This window comes from Variovorax endophyticus, assembly GCF_025376855.1.
Lineage (GTDB): Bacteria > Pseudomonadota > Gammaproteobacteria > Burkholderiales > Burkholderiaceae_C > Variovorax.
Genome location: NZ_JAHUTH010000001.1, coordinates 428,862 through 451,776, shown reverse-complemented (window position 1 = coordinate 451,776; position 22,915 = coordinate 428,862). Strand labels below are relative to the sequence as shown.

Sequence of the window (22,915 nt, the reverse complement as noted above, 5' to 3'; positions counted from 1 at the left end):
TGGGCGGTTCTCAGAATTTCACGTCGAGCGTGATGTCGGTGAAGGTGGGCTCGTCGAGCTGGTCGGTCAGGTGCCGCTCGTCGGCCTGGGGCTTGGGCGCCTGGCGGTTCTGCAGGCGCCACATGAGGTTGGTGGGCGAATCGGCATGGGCCAGCCCTTCCTCGCGGGTGATGCGCTCCTCGATCACGAGGCGCGCGATGTCTTCCTCGAAGGTCTGCGAGCCTTCGGCCATGGATTTCTCCATCGCCTCCTTGACGCCCGAGAAGTCGCCCTTCTCGATCAGCTCGGCCACCAGCGCGGTGTTGAGCATGACCTCGAGCGCGGGCACGCGCGCGCCCTGGGGCGTGCGCAGCAGCCGCTGCGAGACGATGGCGCGCAGCGCCGAGCCCAGGTCGCCCAGCAGCGTGGGGCGCACCTCGACCGGGAAGAAGCTCAGCACGCGGTTGAGCGCGCGGTAGCTGTTGTTGGCATGCAGCGTGGCCACGCACAGGTGGCCCGACTGCGCATAGGCGATGGCCGCGGTCATGGTCTCGCGGTCGCGGATCTCGCCGATCTGGATCACGTCGGGCGCCTGGCGCAGCGCGTTCTTCAGCGCCGTCTGCAGCGACTGCGTGTCGCTGCCCACCTCGCGCTGGTTCACCAGCGAGCGCTTGTTGGTGTAGGTGAACTCGATCGGCTCCTCGACCGTGAGGATGTGGCCGCTGGCGTGCTCGTTGCGGTAGTCGAGCATCGAGGCCAGCGTGGTGGTCTTGCCGGCGCCGGTGGCGCCCACCATCAGGATCAGCCCGCGCTTCTCCATGATGAGCGTCTTGAGGATGTCGGGCAGGTTGAGCTCGTCGAAGCCCGGGATGACCGAGGCGATGTGCCGCACCACCACCGCATAGGTGCCGCGCTGGCGCATCGCGCTGATGCGGAAGTTGCCGGCGCCCTCGATCGCCACCGCCATGTTGAGCTCGCCGTTGGCCTCGAGCTCCTGGATGCGCGCGGGCGGCACCACCTCGGCCAGCAGCGCGAGCGGTGCGGCCGGCGGCAGCACCTGCGCATTGACCGGCACGCACACGCCGTTGATGCGGATCTGCACCGGGGAGTGCGCCGACAGGTAGATGTCGGAGGCCTTGCGTTCGGCCATCAGCCGAAGAATTCGCTCCATCATGTTCATCGTCGCTCTCCTTCTCCTCGGTCGTTCGGCGGTGCCGTCGTGGCGCTCTGGTGGAACGGAAAAAAAGCGGCCCCCTCGGGCCGCCCGGATCGATCTTCGATCAGTCGCGCAGCAGGTCGTTGAGGCTGGTCTTCGAACGCGTCTGCGCGTCGACCGTCTTCACGATGATCGCGGCATAGGTGCTGTAGTCCTGGCCCGACTTGGTCTTCTTGGGCAGGTTGCCGCTGATCACCACGCTGCCGCTGGGCACGCGGCCGTACGAGATCTCGCCGGTGTCGCGGTTGAAGATCGGCGTGCTCTGGCCGATGTACACGCCCATGCCGAGCACCGAGTTCTCTTCCACGATCACGCCTTCGACCACTTCGGAGCGCGCGCCGATGAAGCAGTTGTCCTCGATGATGGTCGGGTTGGCCTGCAGCGGCTCGAGCACGCCGCCCAGGCCCACGCCGCCCGACAGGTGCACGTTGGCGCCGACCTGCGCGCACGAGCCCACGGTGGCCCAGGTGTCGACCATGGTGCCTTCGCCCACGTAGGCGCCGATGTTCACGTACGAGGGCATCAGGATCGCGCCCTTGGCGATGAAGCTGCCGCGGCGAGCCACGGCCGGCGGCACGATGCGCACGCCCGAGTCCTTGAGCTCGCTGGCCGACAGGTGCGAGAACTTGGTCGGCACCTTGTCGTAGAAGCCGAGCGAGCCGGCCTGGATCTGCTCGTTGTCCTTGAGGCGGAACGACAGCAGCACGGCCTTCTTGATCCACTGGTGCACCGTCCACTGGCCCACGCCCTCGCGCGTGGCCACGCGCAGCTTGCCGTTGTTGAGTTCGACGATCACGTGCTCGACGGCATCGCGCACTTCGGCCGAGGAGGCGCTGGCGGAGATGTTGGCGCGGTCTTCCCACGCGGCGTCGATGATTTGTTGCAGTTGCTGGGTCATGAGGACTCTCGGATGAAGAAGCGAAAAATGGGGGGCGGGGAGAGGCAGGATCAGCGGCCGCCCTGCACGAAGCGCACGATGCGTTCGGCCGCCTCGACGCACTCGGCGGTCTCGGCCACCAGTGCCATGCGGATGCGGCCCTTGCCCGGGTTGACGGGGGCGCCGCCCTGCGGGCCGTGCGTGTCGCGTGCCAGATAGCTCCCCGGCAAAACCGTGACATTGTATTGAGCGTGAAGGGCGCGGGCGAAGCCTTCGTCGTCGCCGGCCCACACTTCGGGCACGCCGGCCCAGAGGTAGAAGCTGGCGTCGGGCAGGCGCACGTCGAGCACCGGCTCGAGCAGCGGCGTGACGGCCGCGAACTTGGCGCGGTACATCTCGCGGTTGCGCACCACGTGTTCCTCGTCGCCCCAGGCGGCGATGCTGGCCGCGGCCACGACGCCGCTCATGGCGCTGCCGTGGTAGGTGCGGTAGAGCAGGAATTTCTTGAGTATCTCGGCGTCGCCCGCGACGAAGCCGCTGCGCAGGCCCGGCACGTTGCTGCGCTTGGACAGCGAGGTCAGCGCGACCAGGTTCTTGAAGTCGCCGCGGCCGAGCCTGGCCGCCGCCTCCAGCCCGCCGAGCGGCGGCTCGTCGCGGAAGTAGATCTCGCTGTAGCACTCGTCGGCGGCGATCACGAAACCGTGGCGCTCCGAGAGCTCGAACAGCTTGCGCCATTCGTCCAGCGGCATCACGGCGCCCGTGGGGTTGCCGGGCGAGCAGACGAAGACCAGCTGGGTGCGCTGCCAGATCGCCTCGGGCACGCTGTCCCAGTCGACCGCGAAGTTGCGCGCGGGCACGCTGGGCGCGTAGTAGGGCTCGGCGCCCGAGAGGAAGGCCGCGCCCTCGTAGATCTGGTAGAACGGGTTGGGCGAGATCACCACCGGCGGATGGGCCGTGTCGCTGGGGTCGATCACGGTCTGGGCCAGCGAGAACAACGCCTCGCGCGAGCCGTTGACCGGCAGCACCTGGGTGGCCGGGTCGAGCGCCAGGCCATAGCGGGTGCGCAGCCAGTCGGTGAACGAGGTGCGCAGCTTCAGGTCGCCGGCGGTGGCGGGGTAGGCGGCCAGCGCGCCGAGGCCGGCGCTCAGGGCTTCCTTGATGAATTCGGGGGTCGCGTGCTTGGGTTCGCCGATGCCGAGGCTGATGGGCTTCAGGTCGGGGTTCGGCGTGACGCCGGCGAACAGCTGCTTCAGCCGTTCGAAGGGGTAGGGCTGGAGCCTGGAAAGCAGGGGATTCATGGGGCGCGATTATCGGCGACACGGACCGCCGCCGCCCCGGCGCGGGCTCAGGGCGTGGCGCGGCGGTAGAAGGCCAGCGAGCCGGCCAGCGCCAGCAGCATCGCGCCGCAGGTGCGGTCGATCCAGCGCGCGGCGCGCGCGGTCAGCAGCTGCATCGCCTTGGCGCCGACGAAGGCATAGACCAGCATCACGGCCATGTCGAGGCCCGCGAACAGCACCGCGATGATTGCGTACTGCATGCCCTGCGACGCGGCGGGATCGATGAACTGCGGCAGCAGGGCCGAGCAGAACAGATAGCCCTTGGGATTGGTCACCGCCACCAGGAAGGACTTGAGGAAGACCTGCCGGCCGCTGCCCGGCGCGGCGGCCGCGCCCTCGGCGGGCCGCTCGAAGCTGCCGCCCTTCGAGCGCAGCATGCGGACGCCGAGCCAGGCGAGGTAGGCCGCGCCCACCCACTTGAGCATCGAGAACCAGAATTCCGAGGCCGCGAGCAGCGCGCCCAGGCCCAGCGCCACCGCGCCCACCAGCACGAAGTCCGACAGCATCGCGCCGAACATGCCCGGCAGCGCGCCGCGCACGCCGCGGCGCGAGCCGTTGCTCAGCGCCAGCAGCACGGTGGGGCCGGGCGTGGCGATGGCCGCCAGGGCCACGATGGAGAACAGCAAGGCGGTGGTGAGCGTCATGGTTTCTCGCGCGCGGAATCGATGGAAGGGTTCAGATCTTCTTCACCAGCACCTGGCTCTTGCGGTCCCAGTTGTACTTGCGCTTGCGCGCCTCGGGCAGCCAGTCGGGGTTGACCTGCTGGAAGCCGCGCTTGAGGAACCAGTGCATGGTGCGGGTGGTGAGCACGAACAGGCTCTCGATGCCCATGGCCTTGGCGCGGTGCTCGATGTGCTTGAGGATGCGTTCGCCGTCGCCCTGGGCCTGCGACTGCGGCGAGACGGTGAGCGCGGCCATCTCGGCGGTCTTGGCCTCGGGATAGGGATAGAGCGCGGCGCAGCCGAAGATCACGCCGTCGTGCTCGACCACCGTGTACTGGTGGATGTCGCGCTCGATCTCGGTGCGGTCGCGCTTGACCAGCGTGCCGTCGCGCTCGAAGGGCTCGATCAGTTGCAGGATGCCGCCGATGTCGTCCACGGTCGCCTCGCGCAGGCTCTCGAGCTTCTCGTCGATCACCATGGTGCCCACGCCGTCGTGCACGTAGACCTCGAGCAGCAGCGAGCCGTCGAGCGCGAACGGCAGGATGTGGTTGCGCTCCACGCCGGCCTTGCAGGCCTTCACGCAGTGCTGCAGGTAGAAGGCGGTGTCGGTCGGCTTCTGCGGCGGCGGCAGCGAGGCCAGCAGCTTCTCGGCGGCGTCCAGCGGCAGCTCGGTGTCGATCGGGTTGTCCTCGCTCTCGGGCAGCTCGCTGTCCATGCGGATGCCGGGAATCTCGGTCAGGAAGATCAGCTTGTCGGCCTGCAGCGCGATCGCCACGCTGGTGGCCACGTCCTCCATCGTGAGGTTGAAGGCCTCGCCGGTGGGCGAGAAGCCGAACGGCGAGATCAGCACCATGGCGCCGAAATCGAGCGTGCGGCGGATGCTGGTGGAGTCGACCTTGCGCACCAGCCCCGAATGCTTGAAGTCCACGCCGTCGACCACGCCCACGGGCCGCGCGGTGATGAAGTTGCCCGAGATCACGCGCACCGTCGAGCCCGCCATCGGCGTGTTCGGCAGCCCCTGGCTGAACGCGGCCTCGATCTCGTAGCGCAGCTGGCCCGCGGCTTCCTGCGCCGAGTCGAGCGCCACCGCGTCGGTGATGCGGATGCCGTGCGAGTACTTGGCCTCGTGGCCCTTGGCGGCGAGCTGCTCGTTGACCTGCGGGCGGAAGCCGTGCACCAGCACGATCTTCACGCCCATGCTCTGGATCAGGGCCAGGTCCTGCGCGATGCTCTGGAGCTTGCCGGCCGCGATCGCCTCGCCCGCGAGCCCGACCACGAAGGTCTTGCCACGGTGCGTGTGGATGTAGGGCGCGACGGAGCGGAACCAGGGCACGAAGGTGAAATTGAAGACGGTCGACATGGGGCGTGATTGTGCATTCTTGGACGCGTTTTGGTGCAGCGCATCAGGCCAGGGCGCGAAGCAGCCGCGCGGCGGCCCCGGCCGGCGGCGTGCCGCGGGCCTTGAACGACGCGAGCTGCGTGGCGTAGGCCTCCAGCGGCTCGGGCTCCGGCGCGGCCGCCGGTGCCGCCGCGGCCAGCGGCAGGCCGAGCAGCCCGGCGAGTTCGGCCGGCGCGATCGAGCCTCGCGCCATCAGTGCATCGACCACCGCGAGGAAGGCCGTCGCGTGCGACTCGATCAGCTCGAGCGCGCGGATGTGCTCGCGCGCCAGGATCTGCTCGATCTCCCGGTTGGTGGCCGCCACGTCGGTGTTGAGGTTGTCGTTGGCGTCGGTGGTCACATCGGTGCGGCTCCAGCGGCTGCCGAAGCCGTGGTGCCGCACGTGGCGCGCCGCGGTCGCGGTGGCCTGCGCGAGATCCTGCTCGGCGCCGGTGGTGGCACCGGCGTCGCCGAACACCAGCCGCTCGGCCGCGCGGCCGGCCAGGCTCACGCAGATGCTGTCGAGCGTGTTCTGCTTCGACCAGGCCTTGCGCTTCACGTAGCTGTTGTAGCCGCCCTCGAACGAGGCCACGTTGATGCGGATCTCCTGCGGCGCGCGGCCGAACAGCAGCGCATAGACCAGCCCGTGGCCGGCCTCGTGCACCGCCAGCAGCGCGCGGAAGTCGGCATTGGCGCGCTGCTTGATCCGGTTGAGCTCGAGCACCACCGGGAACTCGCGCCGCGCGAGGCGATGGCGCGCCACCATCCTCGCCTGACCCTGCGCGCCGTCGCCCGCGTCGAGCATCAGCCACACCGGCTCGGCGCCGTTGGCGCCCTGTTCGAGCGCCCAGAGCGCTGCGTTGACCAGGGTCGCGCTGAGGATCGCGTGGATCGACGAGAACAGCGGCCGCGTGCCCTGCGCGGGGAACACCGCGTTGGCGTAGATCTGCTCGTAGACGCTGGCGTCGAGCACGAAGCGCACGCCCGAGCTTTCCTGGATCTCGGCCACGTAGCGGTCGCAGATCGAGAGGATCAGCCGCACGTAGGTCGCGCGGTCGAACGAAGGGTAGATCACGTGGTCGTTACCGAGCCGCGCGATCTGCTCGGGCTTGAAGCGCTCGGCCAGCGCCTTCTTGACGTCGATCAGCGACAGCTTCTTCGTCAGCGCGTGGAAGATGTCGGCGTCGGTGTCGCAGTCCTCGACCCGCTTGGCGGTCTCGGCATACATCTCGTCGAGGTTGCCCGAGACGAACACCAGCAGCTTCGAGTAGTCGCTCTCCCAGCTCTGCTGCGAGGCGCGAAAGGCGCGCAGCCGTTCCTGGATCTCGGCCGGCTTCCAGGTCATGATCTCGAGCAGCGATTCGCGCAGCTTGAGGCAGCGCTTGAACTCCTGCGCTTCCCACGGCGAGAGCTGCAGCCGGCGCTTGCGGCGCGGCTTGCCGTCCTTCTCGTCGTCTTCCTCATCGTCTTCGTCCGCGCTCTTGCGATCCTGGTCGTACTCGGCCCAGGCCAGCGAGGACTCGATCTCGCCGAGCACCGACAGCGAGGGCGGCAGGCGGCCGTCGGACAGCAGCGCCCAGACGTCCTGGTAGCGCTCGACCTTGGTCTCCTTGCCGCGCTTGTCGACGGTGCGAAAGCGTTGGAACTCGTCGAGCACGAGGATGCCGCGCTCGCCCTCGGCGATGCCCGACTCGGCCAGCATGGCCGAGATCGAGCCGGCACTGCGGTGGCCCGAGCCGTGGCTGAAGCCGTCCATCTGCACTTCGATGAAGCGGTCGTAGAAGCCCAGGTGCTGGGCCAGGCGGCGCACCAGCTGCGTCTTGCCGGTGCCCGTGAGGCCCCACAGGCAGATGACGACCGGGCGGCCGATGAGCTGCGGCAGCACGTACCAGGCGCGCAGCGAATCGATCACGCGATCGATGATGTCGTCGATGCCGAAGAGCTCGGTCTTCAGCGATTGGGCCACGGCCTGCAGGTGGCGCGAGCGCTGGGCCAGCGTCGCATGCAGGTCGGAATGGATGTCGTTGGACATGGCGGTCTTTTTCTTCTTCGGATGAATGGTCGGGAGACGGGAACGCGGCCGCTTCCCCGCGAACGGGGAGGGCTGCATGCGATGCACTGGGAGGGATCAGGGCGGCGCGCTTCGGATCGCTTCCGAAGCGTGCGGGCGGCGGCGTTCCGTGAGGGGAGGGAACGCGGCGCGCGCGGGCTTCGTCAGGCCGGGCGGGTCGACTTGACCCCGCCACGTGCAATCACGTGGCCTGCGCGTGAACGCAGCGAAGGGGGTACAAGGATGGTGGTCATGGCCGCGATCGTAGCGGCGCGCGGCCGGCGCGTAAAGAATATTTACGCCGCGGTGTGGAAGCGCTGCAACATCCGTGGTGCGCGCCGATAATCGACGGTTTGCCCGAAGAGCACGGGCGCCTGCGCTTGCGACCCCCTCCCTTGACGACCACGACGACTTCCCTCCTTCGCATCGACTTCCCCGAATCGCTGCCGGTCTCGGCCCGGCGCGACGAGATCATGGCCGCCATCCAGGCGCACCAGGTGGTGATCGTCTGCGGCGAGACCGGCTCGGGCAAGACCACGCAACTGCCGAAGATCGCGCTGGCGCTGGGCCGCGGCAAGCTCAATGCAGAGCCCGGCAAGGGCCGCCTGATCGGCCACACGCAGCCGCGCCGCATCGCCGCGAGCTCGGTGGCCAAGCGCATCGCGGAGGAACTCAAGACGCCGCTGGGCGAGGTGGTCGGCTTCAAGGTGCGCTTCCAGGACCGCCTGTCGCGCGATGCCTCGGTCAAGCTGATGACCGACGGCATCCTGCTGGCCGAGACGCAGACCGATCCGCTGCTCAAGGCCTACGACACCATCATCATCGACGAGGCCCACGAGCGCTCGCTGAACATCGACTTCCTGCTCGGCTACCTGCGCGAGATCCTGCCGCGCCGGCCCGACCTCAAGGTGATCGTGACCTCGGCGACCATCGACGCCGACCGCTTCGCGCAGCATTTCGCCTCGGCCAAGGGACCGGCGCCCACGGTGTTCGTGTCGGGCCGCACCTTCCCCGTGGAGCAGCGCTACCGGCCCTTCGAGGAGTCGCGCGACCACGACCTCAACGACGCCATCGCCGACGGCGTCGACGAGCTCTGGCGCGATCCGCACCACGCGGGCGACATCCTGGTCTTCCTGCCCGGCGAGCGCGAGATCCGCGAGGCGGCCGACCACCTGCGCCGGCACCTGACGCACCAGCCGCTCTACCGCAATGCCGAGGTGCTGCCGCTGTTCGCGCGGCTGTCGCAGGCCGAGCAGGACCGCATCTTCGACGGCCACACCGGCCGGCGCATCGTGCTGGCCACCAACGTCGCCGAGACCTCGCTCACCGTGCCGGGCATTCGCTACGTGATCGACGCGGGCACGGCGCGCGTGAAGCGCTACAGCTTCCGCAGCAAGGTCGAGCAACTGCTGGTCGAGCCGATCAGCCAGGCCGCCGCCAACCAGCGCGCGGGCCGCTGCGGCCGCGTGGCCAACGGCATCTGCATCCGCCTCTACGACGAGAAGGACTTCGAGGGCCGGCCGCGCTTCACCGATCCCGAGATCCTGCGCTCGTCGCTCGCGGGCGTGATCCTGCGCATGAAGTCGCTGCGGCTGGGCGACGTGTCGCGCTTTCCCTTCCTCGAGGCGCCGTCGCCGCGCGCCATCGCCGACGGCTACCAGCTGCTCAACGAGCTCGGCGCGGTCGACGATGCCAACGAGCTGACCGCCACCGGCGCCGAGCTCGCGAAGCTGCCGCTCGACCCGCGCGTGGGCCGCATGATCCTCGAGGCCCGTGCGCGCGGCGCGCTCGAGGAGGTGCTGGTGATCGCCTCGGCGCTCAGCGTGCAGGACGTGCGCGACCGCCCGATGGAAGCGCAGCAGCAGGCCGACCAGGCGCATTCGAAGTTCGATGACGAGAAGAGCGAGTTCAGCGGCTACCTGCGGCTGTGGAAGTGGATCGCCGACGCGCGCGGCGGCCACGGCGACAGCCACAAGCTCAGCAACCGCCAGTACGAGCAGTTGCTGCGCCAGAACTTCATCAACGTGCGCCGCGTGCGCGAATGGCGCGACATCCATTCGCAGCTGCTCACGGTGGTCACCGAGCACAAGTGGCGCATCAATGCCGAGCCCGCGGGCTACGAGCCGCTGCACCTGTCGATGCTCGCGGGCCTGCTCGGCAACATCGGCTGGAAGCTCGAGGACGACGAGGCCTACCTCGGCGCGCGCGGCATCAAGTTCTACAAGCACCCCGGCGCGCACCTGAAGAAGAAGCCCGGGCGCTGGATCGTGGCGGCCGAGCTGGTCGAGACCACGCGGCTGTTCGGCCGCGGCATCGCCAACATCGAGCCGCAGTGGCTCGAGCAGGTGGGCGGCCATCTGCTGAAGAAGCAGCTGCTCGATCCGCACTGGGAGAAGAAGAACGCGCAGGTGGCCGCGCTCGAGCGCGCCACGCTTTATGGCCTGGTGGTCTACAGCGGCCGGCGCGTCGACTTCACGCGCGTCGACCCGGTCGCCGCGCGCGAGATCTTCATCCGCGAGGCGCTGGTCGGCGGGCAATGGGACAGCCGCTTTCCGTTCCTCGCGGCCAACCGCAAGCTGGTGCGCGAGGTCGAGGGCCTCGAGCACAAGTCGCGCCGGCAGGACGTGCTGGTCGACGACGAGCTGATCTTCGCCTTCTACGACGCGCAGCTGCCGGCCGACGTGGCCAGCGGCACGACCTTCGAGAACTGGTACCGGCAGGCCTCGAAGGAGCAGCCGCGCCTGCTGTTCCTCACGCGCGACGAGCTGATGCGCCACCAGGCGGCCGGCATCACCACCCAGTCGTTCCCGCCCACCTTGCGGCTCGGCGGCGTGGACTGCGCCGCGAGCTACCTGCACGAACCCGGCGATGCCAAGGACGGCCTCACGGTCAGCGTGCCGCTGTTCGTGCTCAACCAGGTCAGCGAGGAACGCTGCGAATGGCTGGTGACGGGCATGCTCAAGGACAAGATCCAGGCGCTGCTCAAGAGCCTGCCGCAGCGGCCGCGCTCGCGGCTGGTGCCGCTGCCCGAGTCGGCGGCGAAGCTGGCCGAGGCGCTGTCGGCGCCCGAGCTGTTCGGCACGGGCTCGCTGACCGACGTGCTGCTCAAGCGCGTGCGCGACATGACCAGCATCGACGTGAAGCGCGCCGACTTCAAGCTCGACATGCTCGCGCCGCACCTGTTCATGAACCTGCGCGTGGTCGACGAGCATGGCCGCCAGCTCGGCATGGGGCGCAACCTCGGCGCGCTCAAGGCCGAGCTCGGCGCGAAGGCCCGCGGTGCGTTCCAGGCGCTGGCCGGGCTCAACGTGAAGGCCTCGGCCGAACCCGCCAAGACCGCGGCACCCGCCGACGCGCGCCGCGCCCAGGAGGCCGCGCCGGCCGCGCCTGCCACGCCGGCGCTGCCGGCCGGCCAGCGCTACACCGCCTGGAGCTTCGGCGAACTGCCCGAGCTGATGGAGGTGCGCCGCGGCGCCCAGTCGCTGGTGGGCTTTCCCGCGCTGCGCGACGAGGGCGATGCCGTCACGATCGAGGTCTTCGACGAACCCGCGGTCGCGGTCGCGAAGCACCGCGCGGGCCTGCGACGGCTGTTCGCGCTGCAGCTCAAGGACGCGCTCAAGTACCTCGAGAAGAACATCCCCGACCTGCAGAAGATGGCCGTGGCCTACATGCCGCTGGGCACCGCCGACGAGCTGCGCGCGCAGATCGTCGAAGTGGCGATCGACCGTGCCTTCCTGCAGGAGCCGCTGCCGGCCGACGAGTTCGCGTTCAAGCGGCGGCTCGACGAGGGGCGCGGCCGGCTGACCCTGATCGCCAGCGAGGTGGCACGGCTGGCCGCGACGATCCTCGTGGAGTACGCCGCGGCCGCGCGCAAGATCAAGGACACGAAGATCCAGCCCGAGTCGGTGCAGGACGCCGCGCAGCAGCTGCAGAAGCTGGTCGGCAAGCGCTTCATCGCCGATGCGCCGTGGACGCAGCTGCAGCATTTCGCGCGCTACCTCAAGGCCATCGTGCTGCGGCTCGACAAGCTGCGCGGCGACCCGGCGCGCGACACCGCCAAGCTGGCCGAGCTGCGGCCACACGAGCAGCGCTACTGGCGGCTGGTGGCCGAGCGCAAGGGCGTGGTCGACGATCGCATGCTCGAGTTCCGCTGGCTGCTCGAGGAACTGCGCGTGAGCTTCTTCGCGCAGGAACTGCGCACGCCGCAGCCGGTGAGCGTGAAGCGGCTCGACAAGGCCTGGGCGCAGCTGCAGGCCTGACGGTCCTTTCGACGTTCCAAAGAAAAAGCCCGCTGCCGCGGGCTTCGTCCGAAGAGGCCTTCACCTCGTCATGAAGGGCAAGGCGGCGTGCCGCCTGGCCCGCGCGTCATATCCTGCCCATCAGCACCAGGATGATCACGATCACGAGCACGAGACCAAGACCGCCGCTGGGTCCGTAGCCCCAGGTACGGCTGTGTCCCCAGCTCGGCAGCGCGCCGATCAGCAGAAGGATCAGGACGATCAGCAGGATGAACGAGAGCGACATGTTTTCTCCAGGGACGTTGTTATCGAGCCTCGATGCTCGTGACCCCGGGGTGCGCGCAGCGCAAGAGAGCCGCGCCTTCGCCGGTCAGGACTGTCCTACCGTGGGCGTCGGCGCCCGCGCCGGGTGGACTGCGCCGGCGTAGCGGCGGCGACGATGGCGAGCACCAGCACGACCACCAGGAAGGCCGTGCCGATGGCACCGAAGACGATGGACATGCCCCAGAGCGAGAAGAAGCCGTCGATGCGCGCGTTGCGCGGATTGCCGGGCGCATGCAGCACCTGCACCGCTTCGCCGATTTCGTAGGAGGGCGGGTTGCTGCTGGTCGAGGACTCGAACTCGATCGTCTCGCCTGCGGCCGTGCGGAAGCGCACGCGCGGCTTCCAGGTGCCGTCGCCGTCGTCGTCCGATTCCACGTGCAGCAGGTCGATCACCTCGCCGGGCGCGTGTACCGCGGAGCGGATGAAGTAGAGGGTGTGGGCCGCCACGAGCAGCGCCACCACGAACAGGGCCGCGCCGACGCCGCCGAAGATTTTCTGCAGGGTGCGAAGCTGGGGATTCGCCATGGCGCGCGTGCCTCCCTCAGCCGCCACGGTGCGAGGCGCCCGCGGCGAAGTCGCCGAGCAGGCCGCCGAGGCTCGCGAGCAGCAGGCAGAAGGCGAGGAAGCCCGCGGTGCGCAGCAGGCCGAGCAGCGCCTGCCGCCAGGGCCGCGTGCGCAGGAAGAACACGGGCACGCCCAGCAGCGGGAACAGGCCCGCGAACAGCGCGATGCGCCCGCGCGGCACCTGGCCGCGCGCGAGCAGGTCGGCACGGCACCACGCGTAGCACAGCGCGGTGATCAGCGGCATGTGCAGCATGTCGACGGCTGAGTACTGCCGGCCCGGCAGCAGCGGCACGAAGGCGTCGGCCACGCCGGCGGCGAAGAAGGACAGCGCGAGCGCGCCGAGGAGCAGCCGTGGCGCCTTCATCGCGTGCGGTCCCGTGGCCCGGCGCCGATCGATGGGCTCAGAGCCTGGCGAGCCGCTCGAGCGCGGCGACCAGCGTCTCGTCCTTCTTGGCGAAGCAGAAGCGCACCACGCGCTGGTCGAAGCCGTCGCCGTAGAAGGCCGACAGCGGGATCGCGGCCACGCCGATCTCGCGCGTGAGCCAGAGGCAGAAGTCGGCTTCGGAGAGATCGCTGACCGCCGAGATGTCGACGCACTGGAAGTAGCTGCCTTCGCTGCGCAGCAGCTTGAAGCGGGTCCTGGCGAGGCCGGCGGCGAACAGGTCGCGCTTGCGCTGGTAGAAGGCCGGCAGCTCGAGGTAGGGCGCGGGGTTGGCCATGTAGCGCGCCAGCGCGTGCTGCATCGGCGTGTTGACGGTGAACACGTTGAACTGGTGCACCTTGCGGAACTCGGCCATCAGCGGCGCCGGCGCGGCCACGAAGCCGACCTTCCAGCCGGTGACGTGGTAGGTCTTGCCGAAGCTGCTGACGATGAAGCTGCGCGCCGCCAGCCCGGGGAAGCGCGCCACGCTCTCGTGGCGCGCGCCGTCGTAGACCATGTGCTCGTAGACCTCGTCGGCGATCACGAACACCTCGGTGGGCGCGAGCAGTTCCTCGAGCCGGCGCATCTCGGCCTCGGTCCACACGGTGGCGCTGGGGTTGTGCGGCGTGTTGATGATGATCGCGCGCGTGCGTGGGCTTAAAGCGGCGGCGATGCGGTCGAAATCGGGGCGGAAGCTGCCCGGCACCAGCGGCACGCGCACCACGCTGCCGCCCGCGAGCTCGATGTTGGGCACGTAGCTGTCGTAGCAGGGCTCGAGCACGATCACCTCGTCGCCCGCGCGCACCACCGCGAGGATGGCCGTGATGATCGCCTGCGTGGCGCCCGCGGTCACCGTGATCTCGGCCGCGGCGCTGTAGCGGTGGCCGTAGAGCGCCTCGATCTTGGCCGCGATGGCATCGCGCAGCGCGGGGATGCCCGGCATCGGCGGGTACTGGTTGTGGCCCGCGGCCATGGCGGCCGTCACGTCCTCGAGCAGTTGCGGATCGCAATGGAAATCGGGGAAGCCCTGGCCCAGGTTGACCGCGTTCTTCTCGGCCGCGAGCGCGGACATCACGGTGAAGATGGTGGTGCCGACGGCGGGCAGCTTGGTCGCGATCTCGGGCGTGCGGGGAGGAGGGGCGGTGCTCATGGTGGGATGCGTGGAAGGAAGGTCGGGCGAGCGCGTGGGCCGCTCAGAGGTCGTAGTCCTGCTGGTGGCCGCTCAGGGCCTTGGCGATCAGGTTGCGGTCGAGCCGGTCGGACAGCAGCTCGGCGAACTTGAACACGAAGTTGCGCAGGTAGGCGCTGCGCTTGAAGGCCACGCGCGCGATGTTCTGGCCGAACACCTGGCCCATCGGGCGCACCACGAGGTCGGCGTTCGATTCGTCGCGCACCGCCATCTCGGCCACGATGCCCACGCCGAGCCCGAGGCGCACATAGGTCTTGATCACGTCGGAGTCGATGGCTTCGAGCGCGATGCGCGGCGCGAGCTTCTTCTGCGCGAAGGCATGGTCGATGCGCGTGCGGCCGGTGAACGAGGGGTGGTAGGTGATGATCGGCTCGGAGGCTAGGTCCTCGAGCGAGATGCGCTCCTTGGTCGCCAGCGGGTGTTCCTTGGGCAGCACCAGCACGTGCTGCCACTCGTAGCAGGGCAGGGTCACGAGCTCGGCGTAGTCGGCGAGCGATTCGGTCGCGATGCCGATCTCGGCCACCTCGTCGATCACCATGCGTGCCACCTGGTCGGGCGAGCCCTGGTGCAGGCTCACGTTGACCTTGGGATAGGCCTCGCGCAGCTTGGCCACCGGCACGGGCAGCACGTAGCGCGCCTGCGTGTGGGTGGTGGCGATCGACAGCGTTCCGCTGTCCTGCGCGCTGAACTGCTCGCCGATGCGCTTGAGGTTGCCGACCTCGCGCATGATCAGCTCGATGCTCGCGATCACGTGCTGGCCCGGCTCGGTCACGCGCTTGAGGCGCTTGCCGTGGCGCGCGAAGATTTCCACGCCGAGTTCCTCCTCGAGCTCGATGATCGCCTTCGACACTCCGGGCTGGGAGGTGTGCAGCGCCTTGGCGGCCTCGGTCAGGTTCAGGTTGCGCCGCACGGCTTCCTGAACAAACTTGAACTGGTGCAGATTCATATCAAATTCCGTCTTATTACGGAATTTATTATGCCTTCGGAATCTATGGAAATGTCCGGATGTTCAGTTTTCCACCGCGATTCGGGCCAGCAGGTCGATCACCTGCGGCGATTCCCCCACGGTGGGGCCGAGCGTGAAGGCCAGCGCGGGCCATTCGGCGCGCAGCGCGTCGAGCTGGCGCGGGATGTCCTCGCGCGCATGCTTGCCCATGCCGAGGAACAGCGGCACCACGCGGATCGCGCTGGCGCCTTCGCCGGCCAGCGCGGCCACCGCGCCGCGCAGGTCGGGCTCGGCCAGCTCGAGGTAGGCGCAGCGCACCCGGGCCTCGGGCGACAGCGCTTGCGTTCGTGCCGCCACGGCCTCGATCGGCGCGCGCCAGCGCGGGTCGCGCGAGCCGTGCGCCAGCAGCACGATGCCCTGCACCGTCGGCGTGGCCATCAGCGCCTGAGCACCAGCCAGCTGAAGGCCGCCAGCGACATCACCGAGTAGATGAGCCCCGGCGCCGCCGCCGTGATCCAGGGCGACCAGTTGCTGAGGTTGCCGAGGTAGCCGAACACGTTGTTCAGCAGGAAGAAGCTGATGCCGATCATCACGCCGCCGAACACGTAGGTGGTGATGCCGGCCTGGCGGAAGTGCAGGTAGGCGAAGGGCAGGGCGAGCACCACCATCACCAGGCAGGACAGCGGATAGAACACCTTGCGCCAGAACTCGATCTCGTAGCGCTGCGCGGTCTGGCCGTTGGCGTCGAGGTGGCGGATGTAGTCGAACAGGTCGATGGTGCTCATGCGGTCGGGCCGCAGCAGCGCCACCGACACCATCTCGGCCGTCAGTGAAGTCGGCCAGTTGAGTTCGGCCATTTTTGTGGTGGCGACGTGCGCCTTGCCCTCGGCGGCGCGGGTGTCGTAGTCCTGCTGCTCGATCTCCGACAGCACCCAGTAGCCGCGCTCGATGCGTGCGGTGGCGGCGGTCATCTGCTTGCGCAGGTAGCCCTTGTCGTCGAACTCGAAGATGCGCGCGGTCTTGAGCGCGCCGTTGCGCGAGATCGACAGCACGTTGACGGCGTAGGACGCCTTGTCCTGCCGCTCCTTGAGCCAGGCACCGGTGTTGCCCACGAAGGTGAAGGTGCCCTGGTAGCGCGACTTCACGAGCTGCGCGGCGCGCTCGGCGGCCGGCGCGAGGTAGTCGCCCACCGCGAAGGTCAGCACCACGAAGCCCAGGCCGAGCACCAGCAGCGTGCGCAGCGCGCGCCAGGGGCCGAGGCCGCTGGTGCGCAGGATGGTGTATTCGGAGCTTTGCGCGAGCCGCGCCATCACGAAGATGCAGCCGATCAGCACGGTGATCGGCAGCAGCTCGTAGAGATGGCTCGGCAGCAGCAAGGTCACGTAGAGCAGCGCCTGCGCCGGCCCGTAGGCCAGGCTCTCGGGGCGGCCCACGGCCTGCAGCTCGTCGACGAAGTCGAAGAAGAAGAACAGGCTCAGGAAGCCGAGCGTCACGAAGGCCACGGCCTTCAGCGCCTCGATGTAGATCAGGCGGCGGATGGTTCTCATGGCGTGGGCTCCAGCCGGGTGGTGGAGGGCGGCGGCGGGGCGGCGCCCGTGCCGCGGTTCTTGCGGCGCGTCCAGTTGTTGTTGCGCAGCGTCAGCCAGGAGACGGCGAACAGCGCCACGCCGCCGTGCAGCAGCAGCATGAAGCCGCCCATGCCGTAGCGGCCCGAGCTGATCCAGCTCTGGCCCAGGTTCAGCAGGTTGTAGTAGATGACGAAGGCGAACAGCGCGAACAGCAGGTTGCCGCTGCGGCCCACGCGCGGATTGACGCTGGAGACGGCCAGGGCCAGCAGCACGAAGTTGATGGCCGCCAGCAGCATGCCCAGGCGCCAGGCGAGTTCGCCGCGCGCCGCGCTGGTGTTGAAGTCGCCGAGCAGCGACAGCGTGGTGCGAGCGCGCGGCGGCGTGGCGTCGCTGGAGCCCGCGCTGCTGCCGCCGGCACGCGTGCCGTAGGTCTCGAATTCGCTGATCTTCAGGGCGCCGTTGGGCAGCAGCGGGCGCTCCAGGCGCTGGCCGTTGCTCAGCATCAGGTAGCGCGAATTGCCGACGTTCTCGATGCGGCCGCTGCGCGCCGAGGTCGTGATCTGCAGGTTGCGCTCGACCGACCAGATGAAGACGTTGGTGGCTGTGGCGCTGTCGGCGGAGTCCTTGTCGATGAAGAACACCCGCAGCCGGCCGGCCGATTCACGGAATTCGCCGGGCGAGACACGCTCGAGGTCGCCGCGCTGCTCGTACTGCTGGCGCATGCCCATGGTCTGCGAGTTGGCCCAGGGCCAGCCGATCAGCGCCATGGCGGCGATCAGCAGCAGCACCGGCCAGGCGAAGCGGAACAGCGGCTCGACGAAGTCGGACAGCCCGCGGCCGCTGGAGAACCAGATCACCATCTCGCTGTCGCGGTACATGCGCGACAGGGTGCCGACGATGGCGATGAACAGGCTCAGGCTCAGGATGGTCGGCATGTAGCCGAGCACCGTGTAGGCCATGACGAGGAACACTTCGGACGGGTTCACGCTGCCCTTGGAGGCCAGTCCGAGCGTACGGATGAGCATCATGGTCATCACGATGGTGACCAGGACCACGAGGGTCGCTCCGAAGCTGCGGGACAGCTCCTTGCGTAGGGAAGAATGGAATAACATCGTTCGAGGAAAAAAAGGATTATGGACTTTCAACTCAAGACCCTCACCGTCGCCCGCGCAGCGGCCGAAAAATCCGACGTCCTGATCGTGCTCGTGGGCAGCGCGCCGCTCGCGTCCAAGGACCCTCTTTCCGTCCAGATCGCGGCCGCCCGCAAGGCCGGCGACCTGCCCGACAAGGCCGGCAAGCTGCTGTCCCTGTACCGGCCCGAGGACGTGGCCGCCAACCGCGTGGTGCTGGCGGCCATCGGCGACGGCCAGCCGGCCTCGGTGCGCAGCGGCGTGATCGCCGCGGTCAACGCCGCCAAGGCCCAGTCGCCCAAGCGCGTGGTGCTGGCCTTCGCCCAGGACGCCGCGCCCGCGGCCGTGGCGAGCGCCGTGACCGCGGCCGCCGACGCCAGCTATGTCTACACCGCCACCAAGTCCAAGGCCGAGCCGCGCACCATCCGCCAGCTGATCGTCGGCGTGGCCGACGCGGCCGCGGTCGGCGCGGCCTTCGAGCAGGCGCGCGCCACCGTCGAGGGCATCGAGTTCGCCAAGGAGTGGGGCAACCGTCCCGCCAACCATGCCACGCCGACGATGCTGGCCGAGGCCGCCAAGGGCCTGGGCAAGCTGCCCGGCATCAAGTGCGAGGTGCTCGGTCCCAAGGAGGTCGACAAGCTCGGCATGGGCGCCTTCGCGGCCGTGGCCCAGGGCTCGGCCGAGCCGCTGCGCTTCATCGTGCTGCGCTACCAGGGCGGGCCCAAGGACCAGGCGCCCGTGGTGCTGGTCGGCAAGGGCATCACCTTCGACACCGGCGGCGTCTCGCTCAAGCCGGCGGCCGAAATGGACGAGATGAAGTTCGACATGTGCGGCGCCGCGAGCGTGCTCGGCACCTTCCGCGCGCTCGCCGGCATCAAGCCCGCGATCAACGTGGTCGGCCTGATCCCCTCGTGCGAGAACATGAACGACGGCCGCGCCATCAAGCCCGGCGACGTGGTCACCAGCATGAGCGGCCAGACCATCGAGATCCTCAACACCGATGCCGAGGGCCGGCTGATCCTCTGCGACGCGCTGACCTACGCCAAGCGCTTCGACCCCGCCGCCGTGATCGACATCGCGACGCTCACGGGCGCCTGCGTGGTGGCCCTGGGCGGCGTGCGCAGCGGCCTGTTCTCGAGCGACGACGCGCTGGCCGCGGCGCTCGAGGCGGCCGGCGAGACGTCGCAGGACCGTTGCTGGCGCCTGCCGCTCGACGACGAATATGCCGAAGGCCTGAAGACCAACTTCGCCGACGTGGCCAACGTGGCCGGCCGTGCGGGCGGTGCCATCACCGCGGCCAAGTTCCTGCAGCGCTTCACGGCCGACTTCGCCTGGGCGCACCTCGACATCGCCGGCACCGCATGGAAGAGCGGCGCGGCCAAGGGCTCGACGGGCCGGCCGGTGGGCCTGCTGGTCTCGTACCTGACGCGCCGCGCGCAGGACGGCGCGGCCGCCGCCGACAGCGCCAAGGCGAAGGCCAGGGCGGAGCGCAAGAACGAGGGCAAGGGCGAGAGCAAGGCGGCGGCCCGCAAGGCGCGTTCGGTGCAGTGACGGAGATCGGCTTTCACTACAACGCGCCCGACAAGCTCAGCTACGCCTGCCGGCTCGTGCGCAAGGCCGTCGCCACGCGCGGCATGCGCGTGGTGGTGGTCGGCGAGGCGCAATGGCTCGACGCGGTCGATGCCGGGCTCTGGCAACTGGCGCCGACCGAGTTCGTCGCGCATTGCCGAGCCGACGCGCCGGCCCACGTGCTGTCGCGCTCGCCCGTGATCCTGGCCGACGAGGGCGCGGAATCGGCGGCGCTGCCGCACCGCGAACTGCTGGTCAATCTCGGGGCACAGGTGCCCGCGGGCTTCGAGCGCTACGAGCGCCTGATCGACATCGTGAGCAACGAACCCGACGACCGCCAGATCGGCCGCGCGCGCTGGCGCCACTATGCCGACCGCGGCTACACGATCCAGCCGCACGACTTCGCGAGGAGCGCATCCTGATGGCCAGTCCGACCCGCACGCCGCCGCGTTTCGTTCCCACCCTGACGACGGTGCTCGACCTGCCCGCCGAGCCGGTCGCGGCGCATTCGCCATCGACGGACCACGCGGGTCCGGACGCCGACGCGCCGGCCATGCCCGACCCGGCCCAGGCCGTCGCACTGCCGCCCGCGGTGCAGCGTTCCGAGGCCGACATCGTGCGGCTCGAGGAGCAGTTGCTGCACCGCGTTCTGCAGCGCGTGGACTTCTCGCTCGAGGAGCGTTTGAGCGATACGGTGGCCGCCGCCGTGCAGCAGCAACTCGATGCGATGGTGCCGCGTTTGCGCGGCGAAATCGAAGCCGTTTTGCGCGCTCTGGTGATCGAGGCGATGGCCGCCGAACTCTCGGAAAACCCAGGGTCTACGCCAACTTTCGAGGGGTGATGCTTCGGCTAAACTGCGCGCCAGGTCGGGTGGGCCAAAGCTGGAGGGTTAGGGTGGCCCGGGTCTGCGGCGCGGAACTTGCGAGGTCAGGAGCGCCCGGATCACACGACCGGTTTCTCAATCTCATCATCCATGTTCTGGAGGTTCTCATGCAATTGAAATGGACTGCGGTCGCTCTGGCTGCACTCACGCTGGTGGCTTGCGGCAAGAAAGAAGAAGCTGCGGCACCCGCTGCTGCCCCGGCGCCCACCGCGGCCGCCCCGGCACCCGCTGCACCTCCCGCCGATGCACTGGTCGTGAAGATCGGCCACGTGGCTCCGACCAGCGGTCCCATTGCCCACCTCGGCAAGGACAACGAGTTCGGCGCCAAGATGGCGATCGAGGAACTGAATGCCAAGGGTCTCAAGATCGGCGACAAGGTCGCCAAGTTCGAACTGGTCGCCGAAGACGACGCAGGCGATCCGAAGCAAGGCACGGCCGTGGCCCAGAAGCTGGTCGACAGCAAGGTCAACGGCGTGGTCGGCCACCTGAACTCGGGCACCACCATCCCCGCCTCGAAGCTCTACAGCGACGCCGGCATCCCCCAGATCTCGCCGTCGGCGACGAACCCCAAGTACACCCGCCAGGGCTTCAAGACCACCTTCCGCGTGGTGGCCGACGACACGCAACTCGGCGGCACGCTGGGCAAGTACGCGGTCGAAACGCTCAAGGGCAAGAACATCGCCGTGATCGACGACCGCACGGCCTACGGCCAGGGCGTCGCCGAAGAATTCGAGAAGTCGGCCAAAGCCGCCGGCGCCACCATCGTGGGCCACGAATTCACCACCGACAAATCGACCGACTTCAACGCCATCCTGACCAAGCTCAAGTCGGCCAAGCCCGACGTGCTGTTCTTCGGCGGCATGGACGCCGTCGGCGGCCCGATGCTCAAGCAGGTCAAGCAGCTCGGCCTGAACGTCAAGTTCATGGGCGGCGACGGCCTGTGCACCGGCGAACTGCCGAAGCTCGCTGGCGATGCCATCGGCGAAGACATGGTGGTGTGCGCCGAAGCCGGCGGCGTGGACGGCGACTTCAAGCAGCCGCTCGAAGATTTCAAGACCAAGTTCAAGGCCAAGAACGGTGTCGACGTCCAGATCTACGCACCGTACGTCTACGACGCGGTCAACGTGCTGGCCGAAGCCATGGTCAAGGCCGGTTCGTCCGACCCCGAGAAGTACCTGCCCGAAGTGGGCAAGATCCAGTACAAGGGCGTGACCGGCCCGATCGCCTTCGACGAGAAGGGCGACATCAAGAACGGCGCGCTGACGCTCTACACCTACAAGGGTGGCCAGCGTACGCAGATCGCCGTGGTTCGTTGATCGGCTGCGATCCGCGTTCCAACGAGAAAGGGCCTTCGGGCCCTTTTTTCCATGGGCGTTCGAAACGGCGCAAGAAAATGAAGAGGAGGGTGATGGGCGCCCGTGGCTTCAGAGCGGCGCGAGTCCCGAGGGGCGGTCGGTGTTGCAGTACTCGATGAAGGCGTCGAGGTCGCGCGACTTGTCGAAGACCGCGTCGGCGCCGAGGGTCTCGCAGCGCGTGCGAATGTCGGCCGTCACGTAGTTGCTCAGCACCACCGCGCGCTGGCCGGGACGACGTTCCTTGCAGCCCGCGAGCACGCCCAGGCCCGAGCCTTCCTTGAGGAACAGGTCGACGATCAGCAGCTGCCACTCGGCCGGATGGTCGCGCAGCCATGCCAGCGCTTCGGATTCGGTTTCGGCAAAGCCAACGACTTGGGCATTCACGAGGTCCTCGAGTGCCGGAACCAGGTTGTCCCTGATGGTCTTGTTGTCCTCGACGAGGAACGTGATGAGGGCCATGCCACGGATAGGGTGTGAGAACCAATAGCGTAGCGTGCCGCGCGAGCTTGCCGCGTAGGAGAAAGGAGACGGAGAAACGCGGCGTGTCCCTATTTCATGCGATGACCGAGGCGCTCGGGCATCGCCCAAGCGCGCGGCGTCAGTCGTTCGCGCTCTTGCCCGTGCCGGCGGCCTGCTCGAGCTTCTTCGCGCGGGCCACGCTCTCGTCGCGCTGGGCCGTGGCCTCGATGCGCTTCTCGATCTCCTCGCTGAGCGCGGCATTGACCTCGGCGAGCTGCTCGGCCGACTGCGCGAGCTTTTCCTCGAGCTGGCTGGTGTGCGCGATGGCCAGCGCCACGTCGCCCACCTGTACCTCCTCGGGCAGCTCCTGCTCGAGCACGGTGTTGACCACCGCGAGGTTGTCGGAGGCCTTCTGCACGTCGGCGGCGACCTGCTCGGTCTTTTCGAGGGTGCGGTCGAGCGACGTGCTGCCGAGCGGCTTGGTGCTGGGGTGTCCTGCCATGCGGCGCCTCCTGGGAACTGAGAACCTGCGGATCGTACGCCAGTCGCGCGCGAGCAACGGGCGCCCACAAAAAAGCCCAAGTGCCAATGGCAACTCGGGCTTCCTGCATGTTCGCGAACGGTTGCGAACAAAGACTCTCTGGCGGAGCAGGCGGGATTCGAACCCGCGGAGGGCTATTAACCCTCACACGCTTTCCAGGCGTGCGACTTAAACCGCTCATCCACCGCTCCGAAGCCCACGATTGTAGCAGTCGCCGGGGCCGTTTCCG

Annotated in this window: 21 protein-coding genes and 1 tRNA gene; 5 read left to right on the top strand and 17 right to left on the bottom strand. The window is 68.7% G+C overall.

All coding sequences use genetic code 11. From position 1 onward, the window contains the following. Positions 1–10: 10 nt before the first annotated feature. From KV106_RS01895 to KV106_RS01870, 6 genes are all read right to left on the bottom strand, one after another. Positions 11–1,159, bottom strand: coding sequence for a PilT/PilU family type 4a pilus ATPase (locus KV106_RS01895; protein WP_261205858.1), 1,149 nt, complete (start codon positions 1,157–1,159; stop codon positions 11–13). Between the two features lie 100 nt (positions 1,160–1,259). Beyond that, positions 1,260–2,093 carry a 2,3,4,5-tetrahydropyridine-2,6-dicarboxylate N-succinyltransferase gene (gene dapD / locus KV106_RS01890; protein ID WP_057591746.1) on the bottom strand — a complete coding sequence of 278 codons (834 nt, stop codon included), beginning with the start codon at positions 2,091–2,093 and terminating at the stop codon, positions 1,260–1,262. Positions 2,094–2,143: 50 nt separating this feature from the next. Beyond that, complete coding sequence (dapC, locus tag KV106_RS01885) at positions 2,144–3,370, bottom strand: succinyldiaminopimelate transaminase (RefSeq protein WP_261205857.1); 1,227 nt, start codon at positions 3,368–3,370, stop codon at positions 2,144–2,146. 47 nt (positions 3,371–3,417) lie between these two features. Beyond that, positions 3,418–4,053 (bottom strand): LysE family translocator, encoded by a 636-nt coding sequence (locus KV106_RS01880; RefSeq protein ID WP_261205856.1) that lies wholly within the window; start codon positions 4,051–4,053, stop codon positions 3,418–3,420. Positions 4,054–4,084: 31 nt separating this feature from the next. Next, positions 4,085–5,431, bottom strand: a complete 1,347-nt coding sequence (gene argA, locus KV106_RS01875; RefSeq protein ID WP_057591743.1) for an amino-acid N-acetyltransferase — start codon at positions 5,429–5,431, stop codon at positions 4,085–4,087. 43 nt (positions 5,432–5,474) lie between these two features. Then, a complete protein-coding gene (locus tag KV106_RS01870) occupies positions 5,475–7,481 on the bottom strand; it encodes an AAA family ATPase (protein ID WP_261205855.1) in 2,007 nt (668 codons plus the stop codon). 491 nt (positions 7,482–7,972) lie between these two features. On the opposite strand from KV106_RS01870, the gene hrpA reads away from it, so the two are divergent. After that, positions 7,973–11,758: an ATP-dependent RNA helicase HrpA gene (hrpA, locus tag KV106_RS01865; RefSeq protein WP_261205971.1), complete on the top strand. Its 3,786-nt coding sequence runs from the start codon at positions 7,973–7,975 to the stop codon at positions 11,756–11,758. Between the two features lie 106 nt (positions 11,759–11,864). Here the strand turns inward: hrpA and KV106_RS01860 are convergent, their stop codons facing one another. The 8 genes from KV106_RS01860 to lptF form a co-directional block, all read right to left on the bottom strand. After that, complete coding sequence (locus tag KV106_RS01860) at positions 11,865–12,023, bottom strand: DUF3309 family protein (protein WP_082321553.1); 159 nt, start codon at positions 12,021–12,023, stop codon at positions 11,865–11,867. A gap of 95 nt (positions 12,024–12,118) precedes the next feature. Continuing rightward, a complete protein-coding gene (locus tag KV106_RS01855; protein ID WP_261205854.1) occupies positions 12,119–12,586 on the bottom strand; it encodes a DUF3592 domain-containing protein in 468 nt (155 codons plus the stop codon). 16 nt (positions 12,587–12,602) lie between these two features. After that, positions 12,603–12,989: a rard protein gene (locus KV106_RS01850; RefSeq protein ID WP_261205853.1), complete on the bottom strand. Its 387-nt coding sequence runs from the start codon at positions 12,987–12,989 to the stop codon at positions 12,603–12,605. Positions 12,990–13,026: 37 nt separating this feature from the next. After that, positions 13,027–14,196 carry a pyridoxal phosphate-dependent aminotransferase gene (locus KV106_RS01845; RefSeq protein ID WP_261205852.1) on the bottom strand — a complete coding sequence of 390 codons (1,170 nt, stop codon included), beginning with the start codon at positions 14,194–14,196 and terminating at the stop codon, positions 13,027–13,029. 43 nt (positions 14,197–14,239) lie between these two features. Beyond that, entirely contained in the window at positions 14,240–15,181 is a 942-nt protein-coding gene (locus tag KV106_RS01840; RefSeq protein ID WP_057591737.1) for a CysB family HTH-type transcriptional regulator, read from the bottom strand. Positions 15,182–15,244: 63 nt separating this feature from the next. After that, complete coding sequence (locus KV106_RS01835) at positions 15,245–15,619, bottom strand: sirohydrochlorin chelatase (protein WP_057591736.1); 375 nt, start codon at positions 15,617–15,619, stop codon at positions 15,245–15,247. Next, on the bottom strand, positions 15,619–16,728 hold the full coding sequence (lptG, locus tag KV106_RS01830; protein WP_057591735.1) for an LPS export ABC transporter permease LptG: 1,110 nt from the start codon (positions 16,726–16,728) through the stop codon (positions 15,619–15,621). Before lptG ends, KV106_RS01835 begins: the two co-directional genes overlap by 1 nt. Beyond that, complete coding sequence (lptF, locus tag KV106_RS01825; protein WP_057591734.1) at positions 16,725–17,861, bottom strand: LPS export ABC transporter permease LptF; 1,137 nt, start codon at positions 17,859–17,861, stop codon at positions 16,725–16,727. Before lptF ends, lptG begins: the two co-directional genes overlap by 4 nt. 21 nt (positions 17,862–17,882) lie before the next feature. On the opposite strand from lptF, the gene KV106_RS01820 reads away from it, so the two are divergent. From KV106_RS01820 to KV106_RS01805, 4 genes are all read left to right on the top strand, one after another. Then, positions 17,883–19,430 (top strand): leucyl aminopeptidase, encoded by a 1,548-nt coding sequence (locus KV106_RS01820; protein WP_261205849.1) that lies wholly within the window; start codon positions 17,883–17,885, stop codon positions 19,428–19,430. Further along, entirely contained in the window at positions 19,427–19,870 is a 444-nt protein-coding gene (locus KV106_RS01815; RefSeq protein WP_057591732.1) for a DNA polymerase III subunit chi, read from the top strand. Before KV106_RS01820 ends, KV106_RS01815 begins: the two co-directional genes overlap by 4 nt. Further along, positions 19,870–20,289 (top strand): hypothetical protein, encoded by a 420-nt coding sequence (locus tag KV106_RS01810; RefSeq protein ID WP_057591731.1) that lies wholly within the window; start codon positions 19,870–19,872, stop codon positions 20,287–20,289. The genes KV106_RS01815 and KV106_RS01810 overlap by 1 nt, the downstream gene beginning before the upstream one ends. Before the next feature lie 149 nt (positions 20,290–20,438). Further along, entirely contained in the window at positions 20,439–21,647 is a 1,209-nt protein-coding gene (locus tag KV106_RS01805; protein WP_057591730.1) for a branched-chain amino acid ABC transporter substrate-binding protein, read from the top strand. Positions 21,648–21,755: 108 nt separating this feature from the next. Here KV106_RS01805 and KV106_RS01800 read toward each other — a convergent pair whose 3' ends face one another. The 3 genes from KV106_RS01800 to KV106_RS01790 all read right to left on the bottom strand — a co-directional run bounded on the left by KV106_RS01800 (position 21,756) and on the right by KV106_RS01790 (position 22,877). Beyond that, entirely contained in the window at positions 21,756–22,145 is a 390-nt protein-coding gene (locus KV106_RS01800) for a response regulator (RefSeq protein WP_057591729.1), read from the bottom strand. A gap of 139 nt (positions 22,146–22,284) precedes the next feature. Then, positions 22,285–22,647 carry a hypothetical protein gene (locus KV106_RS01795; RefSeq protein ID WP_057591728.1) on the bottom strand — a complete coding sequence of 121 codons (363 nt, stop codon included), beginning with the start codon at positions 22,645–22,647 and terminating at the stop codon, positions 22,285–22,287. 139 nt (positions 22,648–22,786) lie between these two features. Next, positions 22,787–22,877: transfer RNA gene (locus KV106_RS01790), tRNA-Ser, on the bottom strand. Between the last annotated feature and the right edge of the window lie 38 nt (positions 22,878–22,915).